General features: G+C 66.5%; 11 protein-coding genes. 9 read left to right on the top strand and 2 right to left on the bottom strand.

Annotated elements, in window-relative coordinates:
• The first annotated feature begins 90 nt into the window (after positions 1-90).
• From AC3WJD_RS01645 to trxA, 9 genes are all read left to right on the top strand, one after another.
• Positions 91-3,177 (top strand): TonB-dependent receptor domain-containing protein, encoded by a 3,087-nt coding sequence (locus AC3WJD_RS01645; RefSeq protein WP_492743908.1) that lies wholly within the window; start codon positions 91-93, stop codon positions 3,175-3,177.
• 119 nt (positions 3,178-3,296) lie between these two features.
• Positions 3,297-6,512: an amidohydrolase family protein gene (locus AC3WJD_RS01640; RefSeq protein ID WP_492743906.1), complete on the top strand. Its 3,216-nt coding sequence runs from the start codon at positions 3,297-3,299 to the stop codon at positions 6,510-6,512.
• A 79-nt stretch (positions 6,513-6,591) separates the two neighbouring features.
• Entirely contained in the window at positions 6,592-8,946 is a 2,355-nt protein-coding gene (locus AC3WJD_RS01635; RefSeq protein WP_492743904.1) for a sensor histidine kinase, read from the top strand.
• Positions 8,943-9,386 carry a tRNA (adenosine(37)-N6)-threonylcarbamoyltransferase complex ATPase subunit type 1 TsaE gene (gene tsaE, locus AC3WJD_RS01630; RefSeq protein WP_492743902.1) on the top strand — a complete coding sequence of 148 codons (444 nt, stop codon included), beginning with the start codon at positions 8,943-8,945 and terminating at the stop codon, positions 9,384-9,386. The genes AC3WJD_RS01635 and tsaE overlap by 4 nt, the downstream gene beginning before the upstream one ends.
• Positions 9,383-10,372 carry an aminoglycoside phosphotransferase family protein gene (locus tag AC3WJD_RS01625; protein ID WP_492744085.1) on the top strand — a complete coding sequence of 330 codons (990 nt, stop codon included), beginning with the start codon at positions 9,383-9,385 and terminating at the stop codon, positions 10,370-10,372. Before tsaE ends, AC3WJD_RS01625 begins: the two co-directional genes overlap by 4 nt.
• The gene (locus tag AC3WJD_RS01620) at positions 10,369-11,136 is read left to right on the top strand and encodes a nucleotidyltransferase family protein (RefSeq protein ID WP_492743900.1); all 768 of its coding nucleotides are present in this window, start codon (positions 10,369-10,371) and stop codon (positions 11,134-11,136) included. Before AC3WJD_RS01625 ends, AC3WJD_RS01620 begins: the two co-directional genes overlap by 4 nt.
• On the top strand, positions 11,129-14,110 hold the full coding sequence (gene addB / locus AC3WJD_RS01615; RefSeq protein WP_492743898.1) for a double-strand break repair protein AddB: 2,982 nt from the start codon (positions 11,129-11,131) through the stop codon (positions 14,108-14,110). Before AC3WJD_RS01620 ends, addB begins: the two co-directional genes overlap by 8 nt.
• Complete coding sequence (gene addA, locus AC3WJD_RS01610) at positions 14,103-17,543, top strand: double-strand break repair helicase AddA (RefSeq protein ID WP_492743897.1); 3,441 nt, start codon at positions 14,103-14,105, stop codon at positions 17,541-17,543. Before addB ends, addA begins: the two co-directional genes overlap by 8 nt.
• A gap of 73 nt (positions 17,544-17,616) precedes the next feature.
• On the top strand, positions 17,617-17,937 hold the full coding sequence (gene trxA, locus AC3WJD_RS01605; RefSeq protein ID WP_492743895.1) for a thioredoxin TrxA: 321 nt from the start codon (positions 17,617-17,619) through the stop codon (positions 17,935-17,937).
• On the opposite strand, the gene AC3WJD_RS01600 is transcribed toward trxA, so the two are convergent.
• Positions 17,934-18,728, bottom strand: a complete 795-nt coding sequence (locus AC3WJD_RS01600) for an inositol monophosphatase family protein (protein WP_492743893.1) — start codon at positions 18,726-18,728, stop codon at positions 17,934-17,936. The genes trxA and AC3WJD_RS01600 overlap by 4 nt on opposite strands.
• Positions 18,729-18,733: 5 nt before the next feature.
• Positions 18,734-19,966 carry a bifunctional glutamate N-acetyltransferase/amino-acid acetyltransferase ArgJ gene (gene argJ / locus AC3WJD_RS01595; RefSeq protein WP_492743891.1) on the bottom strand — a complete coding sequence of 411 codons (1,233 nt, stop codon included), beginning with the start codon at positions 19,964-19,966 and terminating at the stop codon, positions 18,734-18,736.
• Positions 19,967-20,030: the final 64 nt, after the last annotated feature.

The following is a 20,030-nucleotide window of genomic DNA, read 5'->3' as shown; positions in this document are numbered from 1 at the left end:
CCTACCTGCTTAAAGCGGGGTAGCGAATTGTGTATAGTGCGCGCCTCCTGCTGGGAGGGAGACAACTGAGGCTTTTCAGGGGAGCTCAGCATGTCTGGACGCGCGCGCACCACTCTCATCCACTGTGCATCATTTCTCGCATTGGCGATCGCCTGTCAGCCGGCGCTGGCGCAGGACCAGCCGCCCCCGCCACAGGGCGACGCGGCACCCCAGCAACAGGACGAGGCCGAACCGGTCGAAGAAGGCACGATCATCGTCACCGGATCGCGCATCGCGCGGGCGGGCTTCGACACCGTTCAGCCCGCGATGGTGGTCAGCGCCGAGCAGATCGACCAGCGCGGCTACACCAATATCGGACAGGCACTCTCCGAGCTTCCAGCCTTCGGCGTGCCGGGCAACAGCAATGTCGGCGCGCAGGCGGGCTCGTTCGGCGCGGGCCAGACCTTTGCCGATTTCTTCTCTCTGGGCAGCCAGCGCACGCTGACGCTGGTCAACGGGCGGCGTTTCGTATCGTCCAACACCTCGTCGATCTTCGGCCCCGTGGACTCGGGGGGCCAGGTCGACCTTAACGTGATCCCCGAAACGCTGGTCCAGCGGATAGAGACCGTCGCGATCGGCGGCGCGCCGATCTACGGCTCCGATGCGATCGCGGGCACTGTCAACATCATCACCAAGCGCGATTTCGACGGCTTAGAACTGCGCGCCCAGACCGGCACATCCGAGCGCGGCGACGCGGCCGAATACCGCATCAATGGCCTTTGGGGCATGAATTTCGCCGAGAATCGCGGCAATATCACCGTCTCGGCCGAATGGAACAAGGGCAGGGGGCTTCCGACCTCGGCGCGGCCGCGGATCACCGGCGGCAGCGGTCCCTTCTTCACGACCGCCTCCGATCCCGATTCGTCGTTCCTCCAGCAGCTGTTTTTCGGGCGCAGGATCAATGTGGTGGCGCGCTCGGGCATTCCGCTTGCCGGCGATTTCATTCCCGAATTCTCGGGAATCTTCGATGCGCAGGGCAATGCGCTGATGTTCAACGATGCCGGGCGTCTGATCCCGATCGACTTCGGCAACCGGACCGGCAGCCTCATCGAAAGTGAGGGCGGCAACACCTTCGCGATCCAGGATCATGAGAATTTGATCACCAATACCGAGCGTTACCTCGGCAATGTGCTCGCGAGCTACAAGATCACCGACAATATCCGCTGGTTCGGCGAGGCATGGTATTCGCACAGCAAGGGTACCAACATCGCGACGCAGCCGGTGTACAATACCTTCCTTTTCGGGCCTGCGGGCAGCTCCGATGGCCAACTCATCCTGAACGTCGACAATCCCTTCCTGCATCCAGATGATCGCGCGATCATCGCCGACAATCTTGCCGCGATTGGCGGGCTTGACGAGGACGGCGACGGCGTCGGGGATGGCGATCTGACGCGCTTCCTGATGGCGCGCGCGAATGTCGATATCGCCAATGGCCGCGCCGCGACTACGGTCGAGCTCTATCGTTTCGTGACGGGTTTCGACGGCACCTTCGATATCGGTGAGCGCACCTATAACTGGGAAGCGTCGGTCAATTACGGCCATTCCGAGACCAAGGGGCGCGAGCGCGTTCTGGTGCAGCAGAACTTCCTCAATGCGCTCGACGCCGTGACCGACGCCAGTGGCAACATCATCTGCCGGCCCGGCTATGTGAACGCCAATATCCCGACCTTCAGCTCGACCTGCGCGCCGCTCAACCTGTTCGGGCTCAACCGCTACAGCCAGGAGGCGTTCGACTATATCACGGCGAACGCCAACCCGACCGCGGTCAACCAGCAGCTCGTTTTCAACGCGAACGCCAATGGGCCGCTGTTCAAGCTGCCGGGCGGCGATGTCGTGATATCGCTCGGCTATGAGCATCGCGAGGAGAAAACCAACTTCGACCCCGGTGCCTTCTATTTCGGCGAGCTCCAGCCCGACGGGTCGCGCACGCAGTTTGGCCGCTCCATCCCCATCGATCCGGTGAAGGGCAAGTTCGATACCGACGAGGTCTTCGGCGAACTGCGCATCCCGATCATCTCGTCCGAGATGGACAGCTTCGTCCATTCGCTCGAGTTCGAGGGCGCCGTCCGGTACATCGACCATTCGCTGGCGGGGGGAGACTGGACCTGGACCGCGGGCGGCCGCTTCGCGCCGATCGAGGACATCACGCTGCGCGGCAATTTCACGCGCTCGGTGCGCGCGCCTGCGATCACCGAAATCTTCAATCCGACATCACAGGCCTTCGACACCGCCAACGATCCCTGCGATGCGCGCTTCGTCAATGCCGGGCCCAATCCCGCGACACGACGCGCGAACTGCATCGCGGCGGGCATCGTCGATCCCGACAATTTCACGTCGAATATCGTCGATTTCACCTCGCAGATCTCGGTGTCAGGCAATCCCGATCTCACCAACGAAAAGGCGGACAGCTGGACCGTCGGCGCGGTGCTGCGACCGCGCTTCGTTCCCGGGCTGACGGTAGCAGTCGATTGGGTCGATATCTCGGTCAAGAACGCGATCGTCTCGCTCAATACCGAGCAGACTCTGGAAGCCTGTTATGATGCGGTCAGCTTCCCGATCGCGGTGTGCGACCAGATCGATCGCGATTTCGGCCCGCAGCCGCCGGGCACCGACCCCGGTCAGATCACCTTTGTCCGCACGGGCTTCGCGAATGCCGCCTCTCTCGATTTTGAGGGGCTGACAGCGGAGATTGCCTATCGCCGCCAAGTGGCGACTGAAACCACATTGGGGCTCTCGCTCAACTATCTCTATGTCAACAAGCTCGAGACGCGCGTGGGATCCGGCGATATCGACACCGGTCGCGGCGAGATCGGCGATCCCAAGCACAGCTTCACTTTCAACATCAATGTCGATCACGGCCCGCTCAACGCGCTCTGGCAGACGCAATATTTCGGCAAAAGCGTGTGGGATGCGGACGCTGCCCCCAATGACTTCGAGATCAACGGAGTGGGGGACTGGTGGTTGTTCAACGCCTCTGTCGGCTATGAGGTGAACGACAATCTCGAGGTGCGCCTCGTGGTCGACAATGTGTTCGACGCGGATCCGCCCTATCCCGCGCCCGCCGGGGGCGGCACGATCACCTATTTCTCGGGTGTCCTCGGCCGCTATTTCCGCGCCAGCGCCAAGATCAAGTTCTGATCGACTTCGGTGACGTTCGTCGAAAACTGGGGCGGCGCCATTGGCGTCGCCCTTCCTTTTTGTCATCAGCGGGTTAGGACAGCTGTCAACAGCGCGACCGCGCACAGGGAGGATCCTGCATGAAATATCACGTGACCGCCGTACTGGCGGCGCTCTGGACGCTTTCGCCCGCCATGGCTCAGGAAAAGCCGGACGGGACGACTCCCAAATGGGACGTGAACGCGCCTCCCGGCGCCACCATCCGCCAGCTGCCGATCGACGTGACCGAGGGGACATGGATGAACGTCGACGTCAGCCCCGACGGGCGCATGATCGCCTTCGACCTGCTCGGCGACATCTACATCATGCCGATCGGCGGCGGCACGCCCACGCGCATCGCGGAGGGGCTCGCCTTGGAGGTGCATCCGCGCTTCTCGCCCGACGGCAGGCGTATCGCCTTTACCTCGGATCGCGGCGGCGGCGACAATATCTGGGTGATGAACACCGACGGATCGGACAAGCGCCAGCTGACCAAGGAGGACTTCCGCCTGCTCAACCAGCCGAGCTGGAGTCCCGACGGGCGCTTTGTCGCGGCCAAGAAGCATTTCACGACGGGGCGCTCGCTAGGTACCGGCGAGGTCTGGGTCTATCATGTCTCGGGGGGCAGTGGCGTCGCGCTGGTCAAGAAGCCGGACGAGAAGCACCAGAAGGAACTCGGCGAGCCGATCTACGCGCCGGATGGCAAGCACATCTATTATGTGCGCAATACGACGCCCGGCCCGATCTTCGAATATGCCCAGAATTCGAACGCGCAGTTGTTCGCGGTCGAACGCTACGACATGGAAACCGGCGAGATCGAGACAATCGCTGCCGGCCCGGGCGGCGCTGTTCGCCCGACGCCATCGCCCGACGGCAAGCAACTTGCCTTCGTCCGCCGCGAGCGCGCGAAATCCAAACTGTATGTAAAGGACCTCACAACCGGCGAGGAGCGCAAGATTTACGATGCGCTCGATCAGGATCTGCAGGAAACCTGGGCGGTGCAGGGCGTCTATCCGAACATGGCGTGGACTCCGGATTCGAAGAGCCTCGTCTTCTGGGCGGGCGGCAAGATCAACCGCATCGACCTCGGCTCTGGGCAGGTGCATGACATCCCGTTCCACATCGCCGACAGCCGTGGCGTCATCGATCCGCCGCGGCCGCCAGTCGAGATCGCGCCCGACAGTTTCGCGACGAAGATGCCGCGCCATGCAACGGTGTCGCCCGACGGCCGGCGGGTAGTATTCGAGACGCTCGGCAAGCTCTGGATCAAGGATATGTCGGGAAGTGCGCCTCGCCGCCTGACCAAATCCCACGGTGGACGGGAAGCCTATCCGACATGGTCCCTCGACGGAAAAACCCTCGCCTATGTCGACTGGACCGATGCGGGCCTCGGCCATATCCGCACGATCAGCCCTTCGGGTGGCGGCGCGCGGACGGTCACGACGCGTCCCGGCCACTATGCCCGCCCCCGCTTCTCGCCCGACGGGAAGACGATCGTGTTCGAGGTGCGTGAGGTCAGTGAGCTCGAATCCCCCGCCTACGCGCTTGATGCCGGGGCCTATCGCGTGCCCGTCTCAGGCGGCGCGCCCGTCCGGATCGCCAAGGGGCTCGCTGCGCCACAGTACGGCGCGGACAATGAGCGCGTGTTCATGACCGAGAATGCGGACGACAAGCGCCAGCTCGTCAGCACCGATCTCAATGGCGAGGCGAAGCGCGTCCACGCCTCGGGTGAACTCGCGACGAGCTATGACGTGTCACCCGACGGCCAGTACTTCGCGTTCCGCGAGAATTACGAGGCATTCGTCATGCCGTTGCTGCCGGGCAAGCAGGATGTCGGCACGACGGCAAAGGGAGGCGCGCTCCCCGTGACGCGCGTCAGCGCCGAGGGCGCGGATTTCATTCACTGGAGCAATGACGGCGCGCAACTCCACTGGAGCCTTGGTCCGACGCTCTACACCGCGCGTGCCGACGCCCTGTTTGCGGGGGCGCCGCCCGCGGGCGAGGCCAAGCCCGCCAAGTTCGACGCGCCCAAGACCGGCGTTTCGCTCTCGATGACCGTGGCGGCTGACAAGCCGCGCGGCACCGTGGCGCTCACGGGCGCGCGGATCGTCACGATGCGCGATGCCGCCGGCGGGATTATCGACGATGGCGTCATCGCGATCGAGGGGGACCGGATTGTCGCGGTCGGGAAGCGTGGCGAGGTGCAAGTGCCGGCGGGCGCCAAAACTGTCGATGTTGCGGGCAAGACGATCATTCCGGGGCTCGTCGATGCGCATGCGCATGGCCCCTATGGTTTCGACGAATTTACCCCCGAGCAGAACTGGGCGTCGATGGTCAATCTCGCGCTCGGCGTCACGACCACGCACGACCCGTCGAGCAGCGCGTCTACCGTCTTCCCCGCGTCCGAGATGCAGCGCGCCGGCAAGTTGCTGGCGCCGCGCACCTTCTCGACGGGCGAGATCGTTTATGGCGCCAAGGCGGCGGATGTCTATGCGCAGATCGACAGCCTCGAGGATGCACGCGCACATATCCGCCGGCTGGAGGCGCAAGGCGCACACAGCGTCAAGAACTACAACCAGCCGCGCCGCGAACAGCGCCAGCAGGTCGTGACCGCGGCGCGCGAGGAGAATATGCGTTCGGTCGCCGAGGGCGGCTCGCTCTTCGGGCAGGACATCACGATCATCGCCGACGGCAACACCACGCTCGAGCACAATATCCCGCAGAACGTGCTCTACAAGGACGTCGTCGACTTCTTCGCAGGGTCGAAGGTCGGTTACACGCCGACGCTGGTTGTCACCTATGGCGGGCCCGCGGGCGATCCCTATTGGCGGCAGGCGACCGATGTCTGGACGCATCCGCTGCTCCAGCGGCATGAACCGCCGCAGGTGCTCGCGGCCGCCAACGCGCGCCGCACGAAGGCGCCCGAGGAAGACTATGTCGACGACGACAATGCGCGCGAGGCGAAGAAGCTCGCCGACCGCGGCGTGCTCGTTTCGATCGGCGCGCACGGGCAGGAGCCCGGCATCGCCGCGCACTGGGAGCTGTGGTCTTTCGTCCGCGGCGGCATGACGCCGGTTCAGGCGCTGGGCGCGGGGACGATCGTGTCGGCGCGCTCGCTGGGCTACGACCGCGACGTCGGCTCGCTCGAGGTCGGCAAGCTCGCCGATCTGGTCGTGCTCGATGCCGATCCGACGCAGGATATCCGCAACTCGGACAAGGTCTCGAAGGTGATGCTCGGCGGCCGTCTCTATGATGCGGCGGCGCTCAATGAAGAGGTGACGGGAAGCTTCAGGCGCAAGCCCTATTACTGGGAATAGCATCAGCTTGCCGTTTGCAGCGCGGCGTCGTTCTTCTTAAGGACGGTGTGATGCTTTCGACTGCGCCAGACCAGACCGCATGATGGACGATTCGCCGTTCGTTTCGATCGCGATCGGTGTGGCGCTTGCGCTCTGGCTGGGGCTTGCGGCCTGGGCGCTCTACACGGGGCTCAGGATGCGCGGCCGTGCGGCGCGTGCCGAGGAAGCGGTCGAGCATCTTGGCGAGTTGCTCCAATCGGCACCCGCGCTGCCGATGATCGTCCGGCCCGATGGCCGGGTCGAGGCATCCGAGCGGCTGGGCGACTGGCTCGGACTGGGGCGGATGCCCAATTTCGTCGCCGACCTGACCGCCGACGATGTCGGTCTGTCGGAAGAGGACTCGGCCGCGCTGGCGCGTGACGTTGCGGTTGCGCAGAAATCGGGCAAGAGCTTCACCCGCGCCGCGCGCGCCCAAGGGTCATCGCGCACGCTGCTGATCCGGGGTGCGGTCGCGGGACCGGGTGTCGCCGAGCCGGGCAGCGTCATCCTCTGGTTCTTCGACGCGACCGAAAGCCAGACCGAAATCGGCCGGCTGGGCACGGAGGTGACGCGGCTTGCGCGCGCCTTTGAAGCACTGGCCGGGCTGATCGAGGCATCGCCCTTTCCAATGTGGCATCGCGGTTCGGATCTGCGCCTGACGCTGGTCAACAGCGCCTATGTGAAAGCGGTCGAAGGCGCCGACGCCGCCGACGTGATCGACCGCGGGCTCGAGCTCGTCGAATCGAGCGGCGGCCGTACCCCGCTCGCCATGGCCGCAGCGGCGCGCGAGGCGCATCAGGTGATGACGCGCACCGTGCCCGCGACGATCGCGGGGGAGCGCCGCATGATGCGCGTCGTCGACGTGCCGATCGGCGATGCAGGTGTTGCAGGCTTCGCGATCGACATCGAGGAGACCGAGCAGGTTCGGGGCGCCTTCCGCCGCTTCGCGGCCGCCCAGCGCAACATGCTCGATCGGCTCTCCGCGGGCGTTGCGCAGTTCGGCCCCGATCGCGCGCTGGTTTTCTGCAACCAGCCTTTCGCGCGGATTTTCGCGATGAAGCCCGAATGGCTCGCCGACCGCCCCGAATTCGATCGTGTGCTCGAACGCATGCGCGAGGCCGATCGTATTCCCGAAAGTCGCGATTTTCCGGGCTGGAAGGCCGAACGCCGCGGCTGGTTCTCCTCGATGGAGGGGGCAGTAGAGGAAAGCTGGCTGCTGCCCGGCGGCACCCATTTGCGCGTCGTGGCGCAACCGTTGCCCGATGGCGGGCTGCTGCTCATCTTCGAGGATCGCACCGAACAGGTCCAGCTCGAAAGCGCGCGCGATACGCTGCTGCGCGTCCGCACCGCGACCTTCAACAATCTGTTCGAGGCGATCGGCGTGTTTGCGGCCGATGGCCGGCTCAACATGTGGAACGACCGCTTTCGCGAGATCTGGGGTTTCGAGGAATCCTTTCTCTCGACGCACCCGCGCATCGACCGGCTGACCAGCGTTGCAGCCGAACAGCTCGCCAATCCCGCGCGCGCCAAGCTGATCCGCGAGCTGGTGCGCGTGGCGACGGTGGAGCGCCGCCAGCGTAACGGACGTGTCGCACTGAAGGACGGGCGGCATTTCGAGTTCGCCGCGGTGCCGATGCCCGACGGCAATGCGCTCTTCACGATGCTCGACATCTCCGACAGCCGCCGCATCGAACAGGCGCTGCGCGACCGCAACGAGGCGCTTGAGGAAGCCGATCGCGTCAAGACCGCCTTCGTCGCGAACATGAGCTATGAACTGCGCACACCGCTCACCTCGATCGGCGGCTTCGCCGAGATGATGAAGGAAGGCTATGCGGGCGACCTCAGCGAGCAGGCGCGCGATTATGTCGGCGCGATCCTCGACTCGGTCGCGCGGCTTGGCGTGCTCATCGACGGCGTCCTCGACCTGACGCAGAGCGACGCCGGTGGTTTTCCGATGGACATGTCCCTTGTCGACCTGCACGCGCTCGCCGCCGATGCTGCCAGCACTCAGGCACCGGTGATGGCAGACAGGAAGCTCGATTTCGCGGTCGAGCTCGATCCCACGCTCGGTCTTGTCATGGGTGATGCCAAGCGGCTCGGTCAGGCGATCGGCAACATGCTCAAGAATGCCATCGCGCTCACGCCCGAAGGCGGGCGCGTTCTGCTCCACGGCAGCGGTGACGACGCGGTCGCGCGCATCATCGTGTCCGACAACGGGCAGGGCATCGGCGAGAAGGAGCAGACGCGCGTCTTCGATCGCTTCAGCCGTGCGGCGGAGCGCAAGCCCGATGGCGATGACGCCTTTGGTCTCGGCCTCCCGCTGGCACGGCAATATGCCGAGGCGCATGGCGGGACGTTGACGCTCTATTCGGAGCCGGGCGAGGGGACCGTGCTGACTCTGGAGCTGCCGCGGTGATCCTGCCCGACGAAGCCTCGACATTGGCGCTGGGCGCGGCGCTTGCCGGCGTGGTGCGCGCGGGCGACATCATCGCGCTGTCGGGGGATCTCGGCACGGGCAAGACGACGCTCGCGCGCGGGCTGCTCGCCGCACTCGGGCTTGAGGAAGAGGCGCCGAGCCCGAGCTTCGCGATCGTCCAGCCCTATGCGCCGCCCGAGGTCCGCCTGCCCGTGGCGCATGTCGATCTCTACCGGCTCGACGATCCCGAGGATGCGCTCGAACTCGGCCTCGACGACATGCTTGAGGACAGCCTGTTGCTGATCGAATGGCCCGAGCGGCTGGGCTCCGCGCTCTGGCCTGACACGCTGCGGCTTGGCTTCGAACGCACCGCGGATGGCGCACGCGTCTTGACAGCCACGGTGCCGCCGTCATGGGAAGGCCGATGGCCACCGAGATGATTCCACCCGCCGCCGCGCCCGCCTTTCTATCCGCTCATGGTTGGGATGGTGCGCAGATCCTGCCGCTTGCCGGCGATGCGTCCTTCCGTCGCTATTTCCGCGTCGTCGAGCCGGGCCGTCAGGCGGTGCTGATGGATGCGCCGCCGCCGCATGAGGATCCTCGCCCCTTCATCCAGATCGCGGAACATCTGACCGGGCTGGGTTTTGCCGCGCCGCAGATCCTTGCGACCGACCTCGACAACGGCCTCGTGCTGCTCGAGGATTTCGGAGACGCGCGGATGCGCGAAGTCGTCGACGCGGCGCCCGAAAGCGAGCGGCGCATCTATACCGACGCGGTGACCTTGCTGGCGCGGCTTCACCGCCACAAGGCCGCGGACATCGCGCCCTATGATCGTGCGCAATATCTGCGCGAGGCCAGCCTGCTGACCGAATGGTACTGTCCTGCGGTCGGCCTTGACGTCGATGCGGCAGGCTATGAGACGGCGTGGGACGAGGCGCTTGGCGATCTCTATCGTGACGATGCGCGCGGTGTGACGGTGCTGCGCGACTATCATGCCGAAAACATCATGCTGATCGACGGCCGCGAAGGCGTTGACGGGCTCGGCCTGCTCGATTTTCAGGACGCGCTTGCAGGGCATCCGGCCTATGACCTCGTCTCGCTTCTCCAGGACGCGCGCCGCGACGTTGCGCCCGAGCTGGAGGCGGAGATGATCGCGCATTATCATGCCGAGGCCGGCCGCAAGGGCAGTTTCGACGCGGCCTATGCGCTGCTCGGCGCGCAGCGCAATGCCAAGATCATCGGCATCTTCACGCGGCTCTGGAAGCGTGACGGAAAGCCGCGCTACCTCTCATATCTCCCGCGCGTCTGGGGGTATCTCGAGCGCGATCTGGCGCATCCCGCGCTCGCACCTGTCGCGCGCTGGTTCGACGCCAATATCCCCGGGGACAAGCGCGCCGCCGCATGGAAGACAATGGCCGACGCATGACCAGGCCCCAGCCCAGAAAGCAGCTGTCGCTCCGCCCCGATCCGGGTGGCCCGCCGCTCAGGACCGCGATGGTCATGGCGGCCGGGCTCGGCAAGCGCATGCGCCCGCTGACCGCGACACGCCCCAAGCCGCTCGTTGAGGTCAACGGCAAGGCGTTGCTCGATCACACTTTCGATCATCTCCGGGTGGCGGGTATCGAGCGCGCGATCGTCAATGTCCATTATCTTGCCGATGCGCTCGAAGCACATCTGAAGAGCAAGGTAAAAGACATTGAAATCGTTATCTCCGATGAGCGTGACCAACTTTTGGAAACAGGTGGCGGGTTGGTCAGGGCGTTGCCGCTGATCCCCGACGATCCGTTCCTTTGCGTCAACAGCGACAATTACTGGGTCGATGGCCCGGCAGACGCGATCCGGCTGCTCGCTGCGCGTTGGCACAGCGATGAGATGGACGCGCTGCTGCTGCTGATCCCGCAGGCGCGCGCGAATTGCCACTCGGGCCAGGGTGATTTCCATATGGATGCGACGGGCCGGCTGAGCCGGCGCAGGTCCGGCCGCGTCGCGCCCTTCGTGTATATCGGCATCCAACTCGTGTCGCATCGGCTGCTACGCGATGCCCCCAAAGGTGCATTCTCCACGAATGTGCTGTGGAGCCGTGCGATGGAAGAGGGGCGCCTGTTTGGATTGGTCCATCAGGGGTTGTGGTTCGATGTCGGCACGCCAATGGCGGTGAAGAAGACCGAGGCACTGCTCGCGCATGCGTGAGCGGGGGACACCCTCCGTCTATACCATTCCGCCTCACCGGGCCTTTGCCGATGCGTTGGCCGAGGGGCTTCTCGCAAGCTGGGGCAAGGATCCGATGGCGCTCGCGCGCAGCATCGTGCTCGTGCCCAACAACCGCGCGGCGGATGCGATCACGCGCGCCTTTGTGCGGCGCGCCGAAGGCGGGCTGCTGCTCCCGCGGCTGATCCCGATCGGCGACCCCGAACTCGATGAGCGTCTGGGCAGCGCGCTCGATCCGATCGGCAGCGGCGAGGCCATCGCACCCGCCGTGGAGCCGATCCGGCGACGCATGATGCTTGCCAGGCTTGTCCAGGAGGAGCGCGCGCGCACGGGCGAACCCGTCGACGCCGCCGAAGCCGTCCGGCTCGCAGCCGAACTGGCGCGGACGCTGGACCAGCTGCTCGTCGAATGCGTCGAGCCGCGCCGGCTGAAAACGCTCGAGGTCGCTGCTGAGCTTTCGGAGCACTGGCAGAAATCGCTCGCGGTGCTTTCGATCGTCCTCGATCGCTGGCCCGTCGAACTTGCGCGGATCGGTCGGATCGACATGGCCGAACGCCGCAACCTGCTGCTCGAACGCGTCGCGCGGCGCTGGCGCGAGGCACCTCCGCCGGGTTTCGTCGTGGCCGCGGGCATCACCACCAGTGCGCCGATGGTCGCGCGCGTCCTCCGCGCCGTCTCGTGGCTGGAAAGGGGCATGGTCGTGCTGCCCGCGCTCGATGATGCGATGCCGCAGGACGAATGGGACGCACTTGGGCCCTTCGAGCGCGATCCTCTCACCGGTTTTCGCAAGCCATCGATCGAGACGCACCCTCAGTTCCACCTCAAGCTGCTGCTCGATCGCATGGACGTTGCGCGTGGCGAGGTTGTCCGCTGGCGCTGGGGCGGGGGGCATGATTCCAGCGCCGCGCGGAGCCGCGCGATCTCCAATGCGATGAAGCCGGCTCTCTTCACCGGACGCTGGAGCGAGCCCGAGCTGGACACGCGCCTGTCGGGGGTCAGGGCACTCGAGGTCGCGACACCCGCCGAGGAGGCGCAGGTGATCGCGATCGCGCTGCGCGAGGCGCTGGAAACGCCCGGCCGTACCGCGGCGCTGGTCACCCCCGACCGTGCGCTCGCGACGCGCGTTTCGGCGCATCTGCGTCGCTGGGGCGTCGAGGCCGACGATTCGGCGGGGCGTCCGCTGTCGGGCGAGCCTGCGGGCACATTGTTGCTCGCGCTGGCCGAGGGGGTTGCAGAGGATTTCGCGCCGATCGCGCTGCTCGCGCTGCTCAAGCATCCGCTGGTGCAGGCGGGCGAGGGGCGGCTCGACTGGCTCGACAAGGTGCGCCTGCTCGATCTGGCGTTGCGCGGTCCCCGTCCGCCCGCGGGACTCGATGGCATCAGCCGGTATCTGGCGGGCGGCAGTGAGCGCGAACGCAAGTCGCGTGGGCGCGCACTTCCCGGCTGGCAGCCAATCCGGGCGTTGCTCGATCCGTTCTCTGGCGCGGTTGCCAATGCCCGGTCGCTGGTGGCGCTTCTGGCCGCGCTGCGTGATGCAGCGACGATGCTGACGGGCGATGCGGCGTGGTCGGGCACGGCGGGGCGTGCGGTGGCCGAACTGCTCGCCGAACTCGAGGCACATGCGGTCGATGGCCCTGCCCAGGCCGCGATCGAAACGTTGGCGCCGCTGCTCAAGGGCATGATGGACGAGGTCGCGGTCCGCCCGCCACAGGGCGGTCATCCGCGTATCTCGATCTGGGGGCTGCTCGAGACGCGGCTGCAACAGGCCGATCTTGTCATACTCGCGGGTCTGAACGAAGGCAGCTGGCCCGCGCTCCCGGCGCAGGACCCCTGGCTTGCGCCGCGCATCCGTTCGGAACTGGGGCTTGCCAGCCGCGAGCGCCGCATCGGGCTTTCTGCGCATGATTTCGCAAGCGCGTTGGGTGCGCCGCAGGTGTTGGTGACGCGCGCACGACGCGATGCGCGCGCACCTGCGATCGCCTCGCGCTTCTGGCTGCGGATGGAGGCGATGGACCCCGGCTTTCGCGCCGACCGCAATGCCCCGCGCTTTGCCGACTGGGCGGGGGCGATCGACCGCCCCGCGGACTTCGCGCCGGCAAGGCAGCCCGCGCCCGCACCGCCGCCGAGCGATCGCCCCAAGGCGCTCAGCGTCACGCAGGTCGACCGATTGAAGGCCGACCCTTACGCCTTTTACGCGCTCAAGATGCTCGGGCTGCGTTCGCTCGACCCGATCGATGCCGAGGCAAGCGCTGCCTGGCGCGGTACCGCGATACATGACGTGCTCGAGCGCTGGGCGGGTGAAGGCTGGCGGCCCGACCGCCTGCTTCCGCTCGCGGAAGAATTTTTCACCCGGTCAGAGGTACATCCCCTCCAGCGCGCCTTCTGGCAGCCGCGTGTGATGGAGGCGCTGGGCTGGATCTCTGGCGAGATCGAACGGGGCAGGGCGGAGGGACGTGAGCCCTGGAAGGCCGAAATCTCGGGCAAGGCTGTGATCGCGGGCGTCGAACTCGACGGCCGTGTTGACCGGATCGATCGCATCGACGGCGGCGGGATCGCGATCGTCGACTACAAGACGGGCAAGGCGCCCAGCGACGTCGCGGTGCGCGAGGGTTTCGCGATGCAGCTGGGGCTGCTCGGCCTGATCGCCGAGCGCGGCGGTTTCGAAGGTGTGAGCGGCACCGCCGAGATCTTCGAATATTGGTCGCTCGCCAAGAGCGGCGGCCAGTTTGGCAGCCGGCGGTCGCCTGTCCATCCCGAGGGGAAGGGCGGCAAGCTTGCCTCGGGCAGCTTCACCGCACATGCCGCCGCCAGGTTCGCGGAGGCGGCCGAGCTCTGGCTGACGGGCGCTGCGCCCTTCACCGCGAAGCTGCACCCTGAATACGCGCCCTATGCCGATTATGACCAGCTGATGCGGCTCGACGAATGGTATGGGCGCGGGGAGGGGAGCGATGGCTAGCGGGCATCGTCCTATCCAGCTCCAAGGCAACCAGAAGCTCGCATCGGAACCGCTTGAAAGCGTGTGGCTTTCGGCATCGGCGGGGACGGGCAAGACGCAGGTGCTCACGGCGCGCGTGCTGCGGCTGCTGCTCAATGGCGCCAATCCGGCGGGCATCCTCTGCCTGACCTTCACCAAGGCGGGTGCGGCCGAGATGGCCGATCGTATCCATGCCAAGCTCGCCTCATGGGTGCGGATGAAGGGCCCTTATTTGGGCGCCGAACTGCTCGCGCTCGGCGAGAAAGCGACCCCTGACAGCATCGAGGCCGCGCGCCAGCTTTTCGCGCGCGTGCTTGACGCGAGTGGGGCGGGGCTGCGAATCCAGACGATCCACAGCTTCTGCCAGGCGCTGTTGGCGAGCTTTCCGCTCGAGGCGGGGCTGGTGCCCGGCTTCCGCCCGCTCGAGGGGCGCGAGGAGGCCGCACTTCAGCGGCAGGTGATGGCCGACATGCTCGTTGCCGCGGAGGCCGGTGGTGATGGCGCGCTGATCGCGTCGCTCCAGGCACTGAGCCTGAGGCTGGGCGAGGGCGGGGCGGAGGCGTTCCTGTCCAACTGCGCGCGCGCGCCGCATGCGATGGAAGTGCTCGGCGACGATATCGGCCGGGCTGTCCGGCATGCGCTCGATGTGCCCGATGGCGATATCGAGGCCGCGATCGGCGAGGCGTGCGGCGACGGCGCGTTCGACATCGAGAGCCTGCGCGTGCTCGCTGCCGCCAATGCGGCTTGGGGCGGCAAGATCGGGCTCGGACGCGCCGACCTGATCGCGGCGTGGCGCGCCGCCGATACGGATCGCCGCGCCGCCATGCTGCCCGATCTGCTGTCGGTCGTGATGACGCAGAAGGGCGAGCTCAAATCGGTCTCGGCCAAACTGCTCGATATCGAACCCGGCTATGCGGGCCATGCGCAGCGTATCGCCGATGCGGTGCAGAAACTGCTCGGCCTGCGGAGCCGTGCTGGGCTCGCGGCGCTGTTCGCCCAGGGGCTGGAGGCCGGCCGCGCCTATGCACGCGCTTATACCGCGGCGAAGCGCTTTGCGGGCGTGGTCGATTTCGACGATCTCATCCGCAGCACCGTCGCGCTGCTCGGCCAGTCGCACATGGCCGAATGGATCCGCTTCAAGCTCGATCAGGCGACCGATCACATCCTCGTCGACGAGGCGCAGGACACCAACGCCAGCCAATGGGCGATCATCCGCAAGCTCGCCGAAGATTTCTTCGTCGAGGCGCTGCCGATAGATGATGCGGAGCGTGCGCGCAGCCCCGTGTGCACGATCTTCTCGGTCGGCGATTTCAAGCAGGCGATCTTTGGCTTCCAGGGGACCGATCCGATCAACTTCCGCGCGGCCCAGCTCCATTTCGAGCGGCAAGCGGCCGACGCCGAGCGTAATGTTCATGACCTTTCGCTGACCGAATCCTTCCGATCCACCGCGCCGATCCTCGAATTCGTAGACAGCGTGATCGAGGGGCTCGGCGAAGGCGCGCTCAGCGGGATGATCGATCTTGAGCCGCACCGCAGCGCCGTCGCGGGGCCGGGCATCGTCACCTTATGGAGCCCGGTTTCGGCCGAGGGGGAAGGCAACGACGATATCGAGGGTGAGGAAAGCTGGCTCGGCGATTCAACGCGGCGCTTCGCCACGCGGCTTGCGAAACAGATCAGGCGCTGGCTCGACGCCCCGACATGGATCAACAATCGCGGCAAGCCCAAGCGGCTGGAACCGCAGGACATATTGATTCTCGTCCGCCGCCGCAGCGAGCTTGCCTCGCTGATCGTCGCGCGGCTGCATGCGGAGAAAGTGCCCGTCGCGGGGGTCGATCGTCTTCGGCTCAACGCGCCGCTCGCGGTGCGTGATCTGCTCGCCGCGGTCCGCTTCGTGCTCCAGCCAGAGGATGACCTGAACCTCGCCGCGTTGCTGGTGTCGCCCTTGATCGGCTGGAACCAGGACGATCTTTACGCGGCCGCGTTCGGGCGCAAGGGCGGGCTCTGGCGCCATCTCCGTGCGACGCAGGCGGCGGAACGGATCGCCCCGCTCCATGCGATGCTCGGCAGGGCGGACCTGTCCTCGCCCTATCGCTTTCTGGAGGATCTGCTGTCGGGATCGCTCGACGGGCGGCGCAAGCTGCTCCGTCGGCTGGGCGAGGAGGCGCGCGACCCGATCGAGGAATTGCTCAACGCCGCGCTCCAGTTCGAGAATGACGCCACGCCGACGCTGCAGGCCTTTCTCGACCGTTTCGAACGCGAGACCGAGGATATCAAGCGCGACCCGTCAGCCCCGCTCGATGCGGTGCGCGTGATGACCGCGCATGGCGCCAAGGGCCTGCAGGCACCGCTCGTGATCCTCGCCGATGCGACGGTCGATCCGACGCGCGCGGGGGGCGGCTATCGCAAGCTCGACTGGCCGATGGCGGAGGATGCGCATCCGGTTCCCGTATTCCGCCCGCGCGCGGCGGAGACGGTGGGCACGCTCAAACAGGCGGCCGAGCAAGCCGATGCGCGCGACATGGAGGAGCATTGGCGCCTGCTCTACGTCGCGCTCACCCGCGCCGAGGAATGGCTGGTGGTCGGCGGTGCGCTCGGGCCGCAGGCCAGGGGCCAGGCCCCCGACAAGAGCTGGCACACCGCGGTTCGCACGGCTTTCGCACGGATGGAGATCGAGGCGGAGGCCGATCCCGACTGGGGCGGTATCTGGCATTATCGCGGCCGCGCGCCGGAAGCGGTACCGATGCCGGGCGCCGACGAGGCGCTTGCGGACGTCGAAACCGGGGCCCTGCCGGGCTGGCTTCATGCCGCGGCCCCCGCCGAAGCGCGGCCCCCGCGGCCGCTGGCGCCGTCGTCGCTTGGCCTCGACGACGTACCCGATCCCCCGCCGGGGCCCGACATGCGCCGCACCGCCGAGCGCGGGCGCAGGCTCCACGCGCTGTTCGAGCGGCTGCCCGAGGTGCCCACCGTGGAGCGTCGTGATGCAGCGCTGCGCTGGCTCGAACATGGCGCGGGCGTCTCCGACGCCGCTGAACGAGCCGCAATTGCCGATGCGGCACTCGCGATCATCGAGGATCCCGTGCACGCCACGCTGTTCGGCGCTGACGCCCTTGCCGAGGCGCCGATCGCGGCGGTGGTGGGCGGCGATGTCGTTGCTGGCACGGTCGACCGGCTGCTCGTCGACGACGCGCTGGTGCGGGTGGTCGATTTCAAGACGGGGCGCCGCGTGCCCGCATCGGCGGAGCGCGTGCCCGAACATCATCTGCGCCAGATGTCGGCCTATGCCGAGGCGCTCAGGGTGATTTTTCCGGGGCGGCGTGTCGAGGCGCAATTGCTCTATACCGCCGGCCCGGCGCTGATAGACCTGCCCGATGCGCTGCTGGCGCGTTACAAGCCCGGCTTGAACGCCGATGAGTAAAGCTTGGGCGAAAGCGGTTGAGAGCGACGCCGAGGCTGCCTAGATAACGGGCCAACACGAAGGAGATCTGGCCATGGCCACCAAAGCGATCAGTGATGCGAGTTTCCATAGCGACGTGATTTCGGCCGAAGGGCCGGTTCTGGTCGATTTCTGGGCCGAATGGTGCGGTCCCTGCAAGATGATCGGCCCGTCGCTCGAGGAAATCTCGGAAGAGCTGGGTGAAAAGGTGACGATCGCCAAGCTCAACATCGACGAGAACCCCGACGCCCCCGCCAAATACGGCGTCCGCGGTATTCCGACGATGATCCTGTTCAAGAACGGGGCGCCCGCTGCCACCAAGGTCGGCGCAGCACCCAAGAGCCAGCTCAAGGGCTGGCTCGAGAGCGAGCTTTAATCGAACAAGATCCGCGCCGCCTCATCCCACAGTCGGGGTGAGGCGGCGCCGAGCAACCCGGGGCTGAGATCGCCTACCATATAGGCGCGGCCATCGGGGCGGCGCGCGCGGCCGCCCGCCTCGTTGACGAACAGCACGCCCGCCGCATGGTCCCACGGCAGCGCGCGCTCGAAGATCGCGATATCGTTCTGGCCCAGCACGAGACGCGGATATTGCTCAGCGGCGCAGCGCGGAATCTCGACCTCCTTCATCCTGCCGCGTGCGCGCGCCTGTATCTCTGCGCGGCGTTCCGGAGTCATGAAACTCGTCGCCAGCGCGGCGACTGGCAGGTCGGCGCCGCTTTCACGCGCGGTGACTCGTTCGGCATCGATCCACGCGCCCGCGCCAAGCCTCGCATGGCACATGCGCCCGTCGATCGGGTCGAACAGCCAGCCCGCCTGCGTCACGCCATTGTCGACAAGCGCGACGAGCACGCCAAAGGGCGCACGTCCGGCCGCGAAATTGCCGGTACCGTCGATTGGGTCGATGATCCATTTCAGGCCTGTGCCTGCGGTGTCCAGCAATGCGTGGTCCGCTGCGGCGGCCTCCTCGCCGACGATCCCGGCTTCGGGAAGGATCTTCGCCAGCCCCTCGGCCAGCCGCGCCTCGCTCTCGTGATCGACGATCGTGACGAGATCGTCCGCGGCCTTTTGCCGGATATCCTCGGCAGCCAGCTTGCCGAAACGCGGCAGGATCACCTCCACCGCCACCTGTTCGATCAGCGTCGCGACGGGGCGGTGGAGAGGATGCATGCTGCTCAACTCCGATAGTCGGCGTTGATCGAGATATAGCCGTGTGTCAGGTCACACGTCCAAACCGTCGCGCGGCCCGATCCGAGCCCCAGGTCAACCCCGATCTCGACCTCCTTGCCCTTGAGGTGCGCCGTAACCGGCGCCTCGTCATAGCCTTCGAGCGCAAGCCCACCCTCGGCGACCTGCGTTGCGCCGAAGCGGATCGCGAGCCTGTCGCGTTCGGCGGGCTCGCCCGCCTTGCCAACCGCCATCACGACCCGGCCCCAATTGGCGTCCTCGCCCGCGATCGCGGTCTTCACCAGCGGCGAGTTGGCGATCGACAGCGCGATCCGGTGCGCGCTCTCGTCCGAGACGGCGCCTTCGACCTGGATTTCGATGAACTTGGACGCGCCTTCGCCGTCGCGCACCACCAGATGCGCGAGCTGCAGGCACATGTCATCGAGCGCAGCCTGAAAGGCGTCGGCGCCGGGATCGTCGAACGAGGAGAGGGGGGCATTGCCCGCCTTGCCCGTTGCAAAGGCGAGCACGGTGTCGCTGGTAGAGGTGTCGCTGTCGACCGTGATACAAGAGAAGCTCGCGCGGTTGGCGGCGGTGAGCATCTTCTGGAGCAGGGCAGGCTCGACCGCGGCATCGGTGAAGATGAAGCCGAGCATCGTCGCCATGTCGGGTGCAATCATCCCCGACCCCTTGATGATTCCGACCAGGCTCACCGTCCTGTCGCCGATCACCGCGCGCGTCAGCACGGCCTTGGGAAAGGTGTCGGTCGTCATGATCGTCGCAGCCGCATCCTCCCAGACGCAGGGTTCGGCCGAAAAAGCTGCGCCGAGCCCGGCCTCGGCCTTGTCGATCGGCAGCGGCACGCCGATCACGCCCGTCGACGCGACGAATATGTCGGAGGGCTGGCAGCCCAGATGCGACGCCACGCGCGCCGCGATCGCCTCGACTGCAGCGCGTCCGCGATTGCCAGTAAAGGCATTGCTATTGCCCGCGTTGACGACAAGAGCGCGCGCCTGACCCAGCGGCAGCGCGGCGCGGCACCATTCAACCTCGGGTGACGGACATTTGCTCGTCGTCGTCACGCCAGCGACCGCGGTCCCCGCGTCAAGCTCGACATAGGTCAGGTCGCAACGGTCCCAGTTCTTGTAACGCGCCCGCGCCACACGTGGCGTGACGCCAGGGATCGCGGGGAGGTCAGGAAAGCGTTCGGGCGCAAGCGGAGATTTCACGAGTTCTGCCATGGCGCCCCTATAACCGCCTGCGCCTGCCGATCAATGCGGAGGAGATCCGGCTGGCTGGACAACT

Source organism: Sphingobium sp. FW306-1B-F04DB (assembly GCF_058781925.1).
Note: the sequence above shows the minus strand (reverse complement) of the source record. Positions and strands in the feature narration are given on the sequence as shown.

What these genes read in the sequence shown, in the direction of transcription:
- AC3WJD_RS01645 (WP_492743908.1), top strand. Translation starts at nt 91, where the DNA reads ATGTCTGGACGCGCGCGCACCACTCTCATCCACTGTGCATCATTTCTC.
- AC3WJD_RS01640 (WP_492743906.1), top strand. Translation starts at nt 3,297, where the DNA reads ATGAAATATCACGTGACCGCCGTACTGGCGGCGCTCTGGACGCTTTCG.
- AC3WJD_RS01635 (WP_492743904.1), top strand. Translation starts at nt 6,592, where the DNA reads ATGATGGACGATTCGCCGTTCGTTTCGATCGCGATCGGTGTGGCGCTT.
- AC3WJD_RS01625 (WP_492744085.1), top strand. Translation starts at nt 9,383, where the DNA reads ATGATTCCACCCGCCGCCGCGCCCGCCTTTCTATCCGCTCATGGTTGG.
- AC3WJD_RS01620 (WP_492743900.1), top strand. Translation starts at nt 10,369, where the DNA reads ATGACCAGGCCCCAGCCCAGAAAGCAGCTGTCGCTCCGCCCCGATCCG.
- addB (WP_492743898.1), top strand. Translation starts at nt 11,129, where the DNA reads ATGCGTGAGCGGGGGACACCCTCCGTCTATACCATTCCGCCTCACCGG.
- addA (WP_492743897.1), top strand. Translation starts at nt 14,103, where the DNA reads ATGGCTAGCGGGCATCGTCCTATCCAGCTCCAAGGCAACCAGAAGCTC.
- trxA (WP_492743895.1), top strand. Translation starts at nt 17,617, where the DNA reads ATGGCCACCAAAGCGATCAGTGATGCGAGTTTCCATAGCGACGTGATT.
- AC3WJD_RS01600 (WP_492743893.1), bottom strand. Translation starts at nt 18,728, where the DNA reads ATGCATCCTCTCCACCGCCCCGTCGCGACGCTGATCGAACAGGTGGCG.
- argJ (WP_492743891.1), bottom strand. Translation starts at nt 19,966, where the DNA reads ATGGCAGAACTCGTGAAATCTCCGCTTGCGCCCGAACGCTTTCCTGAC.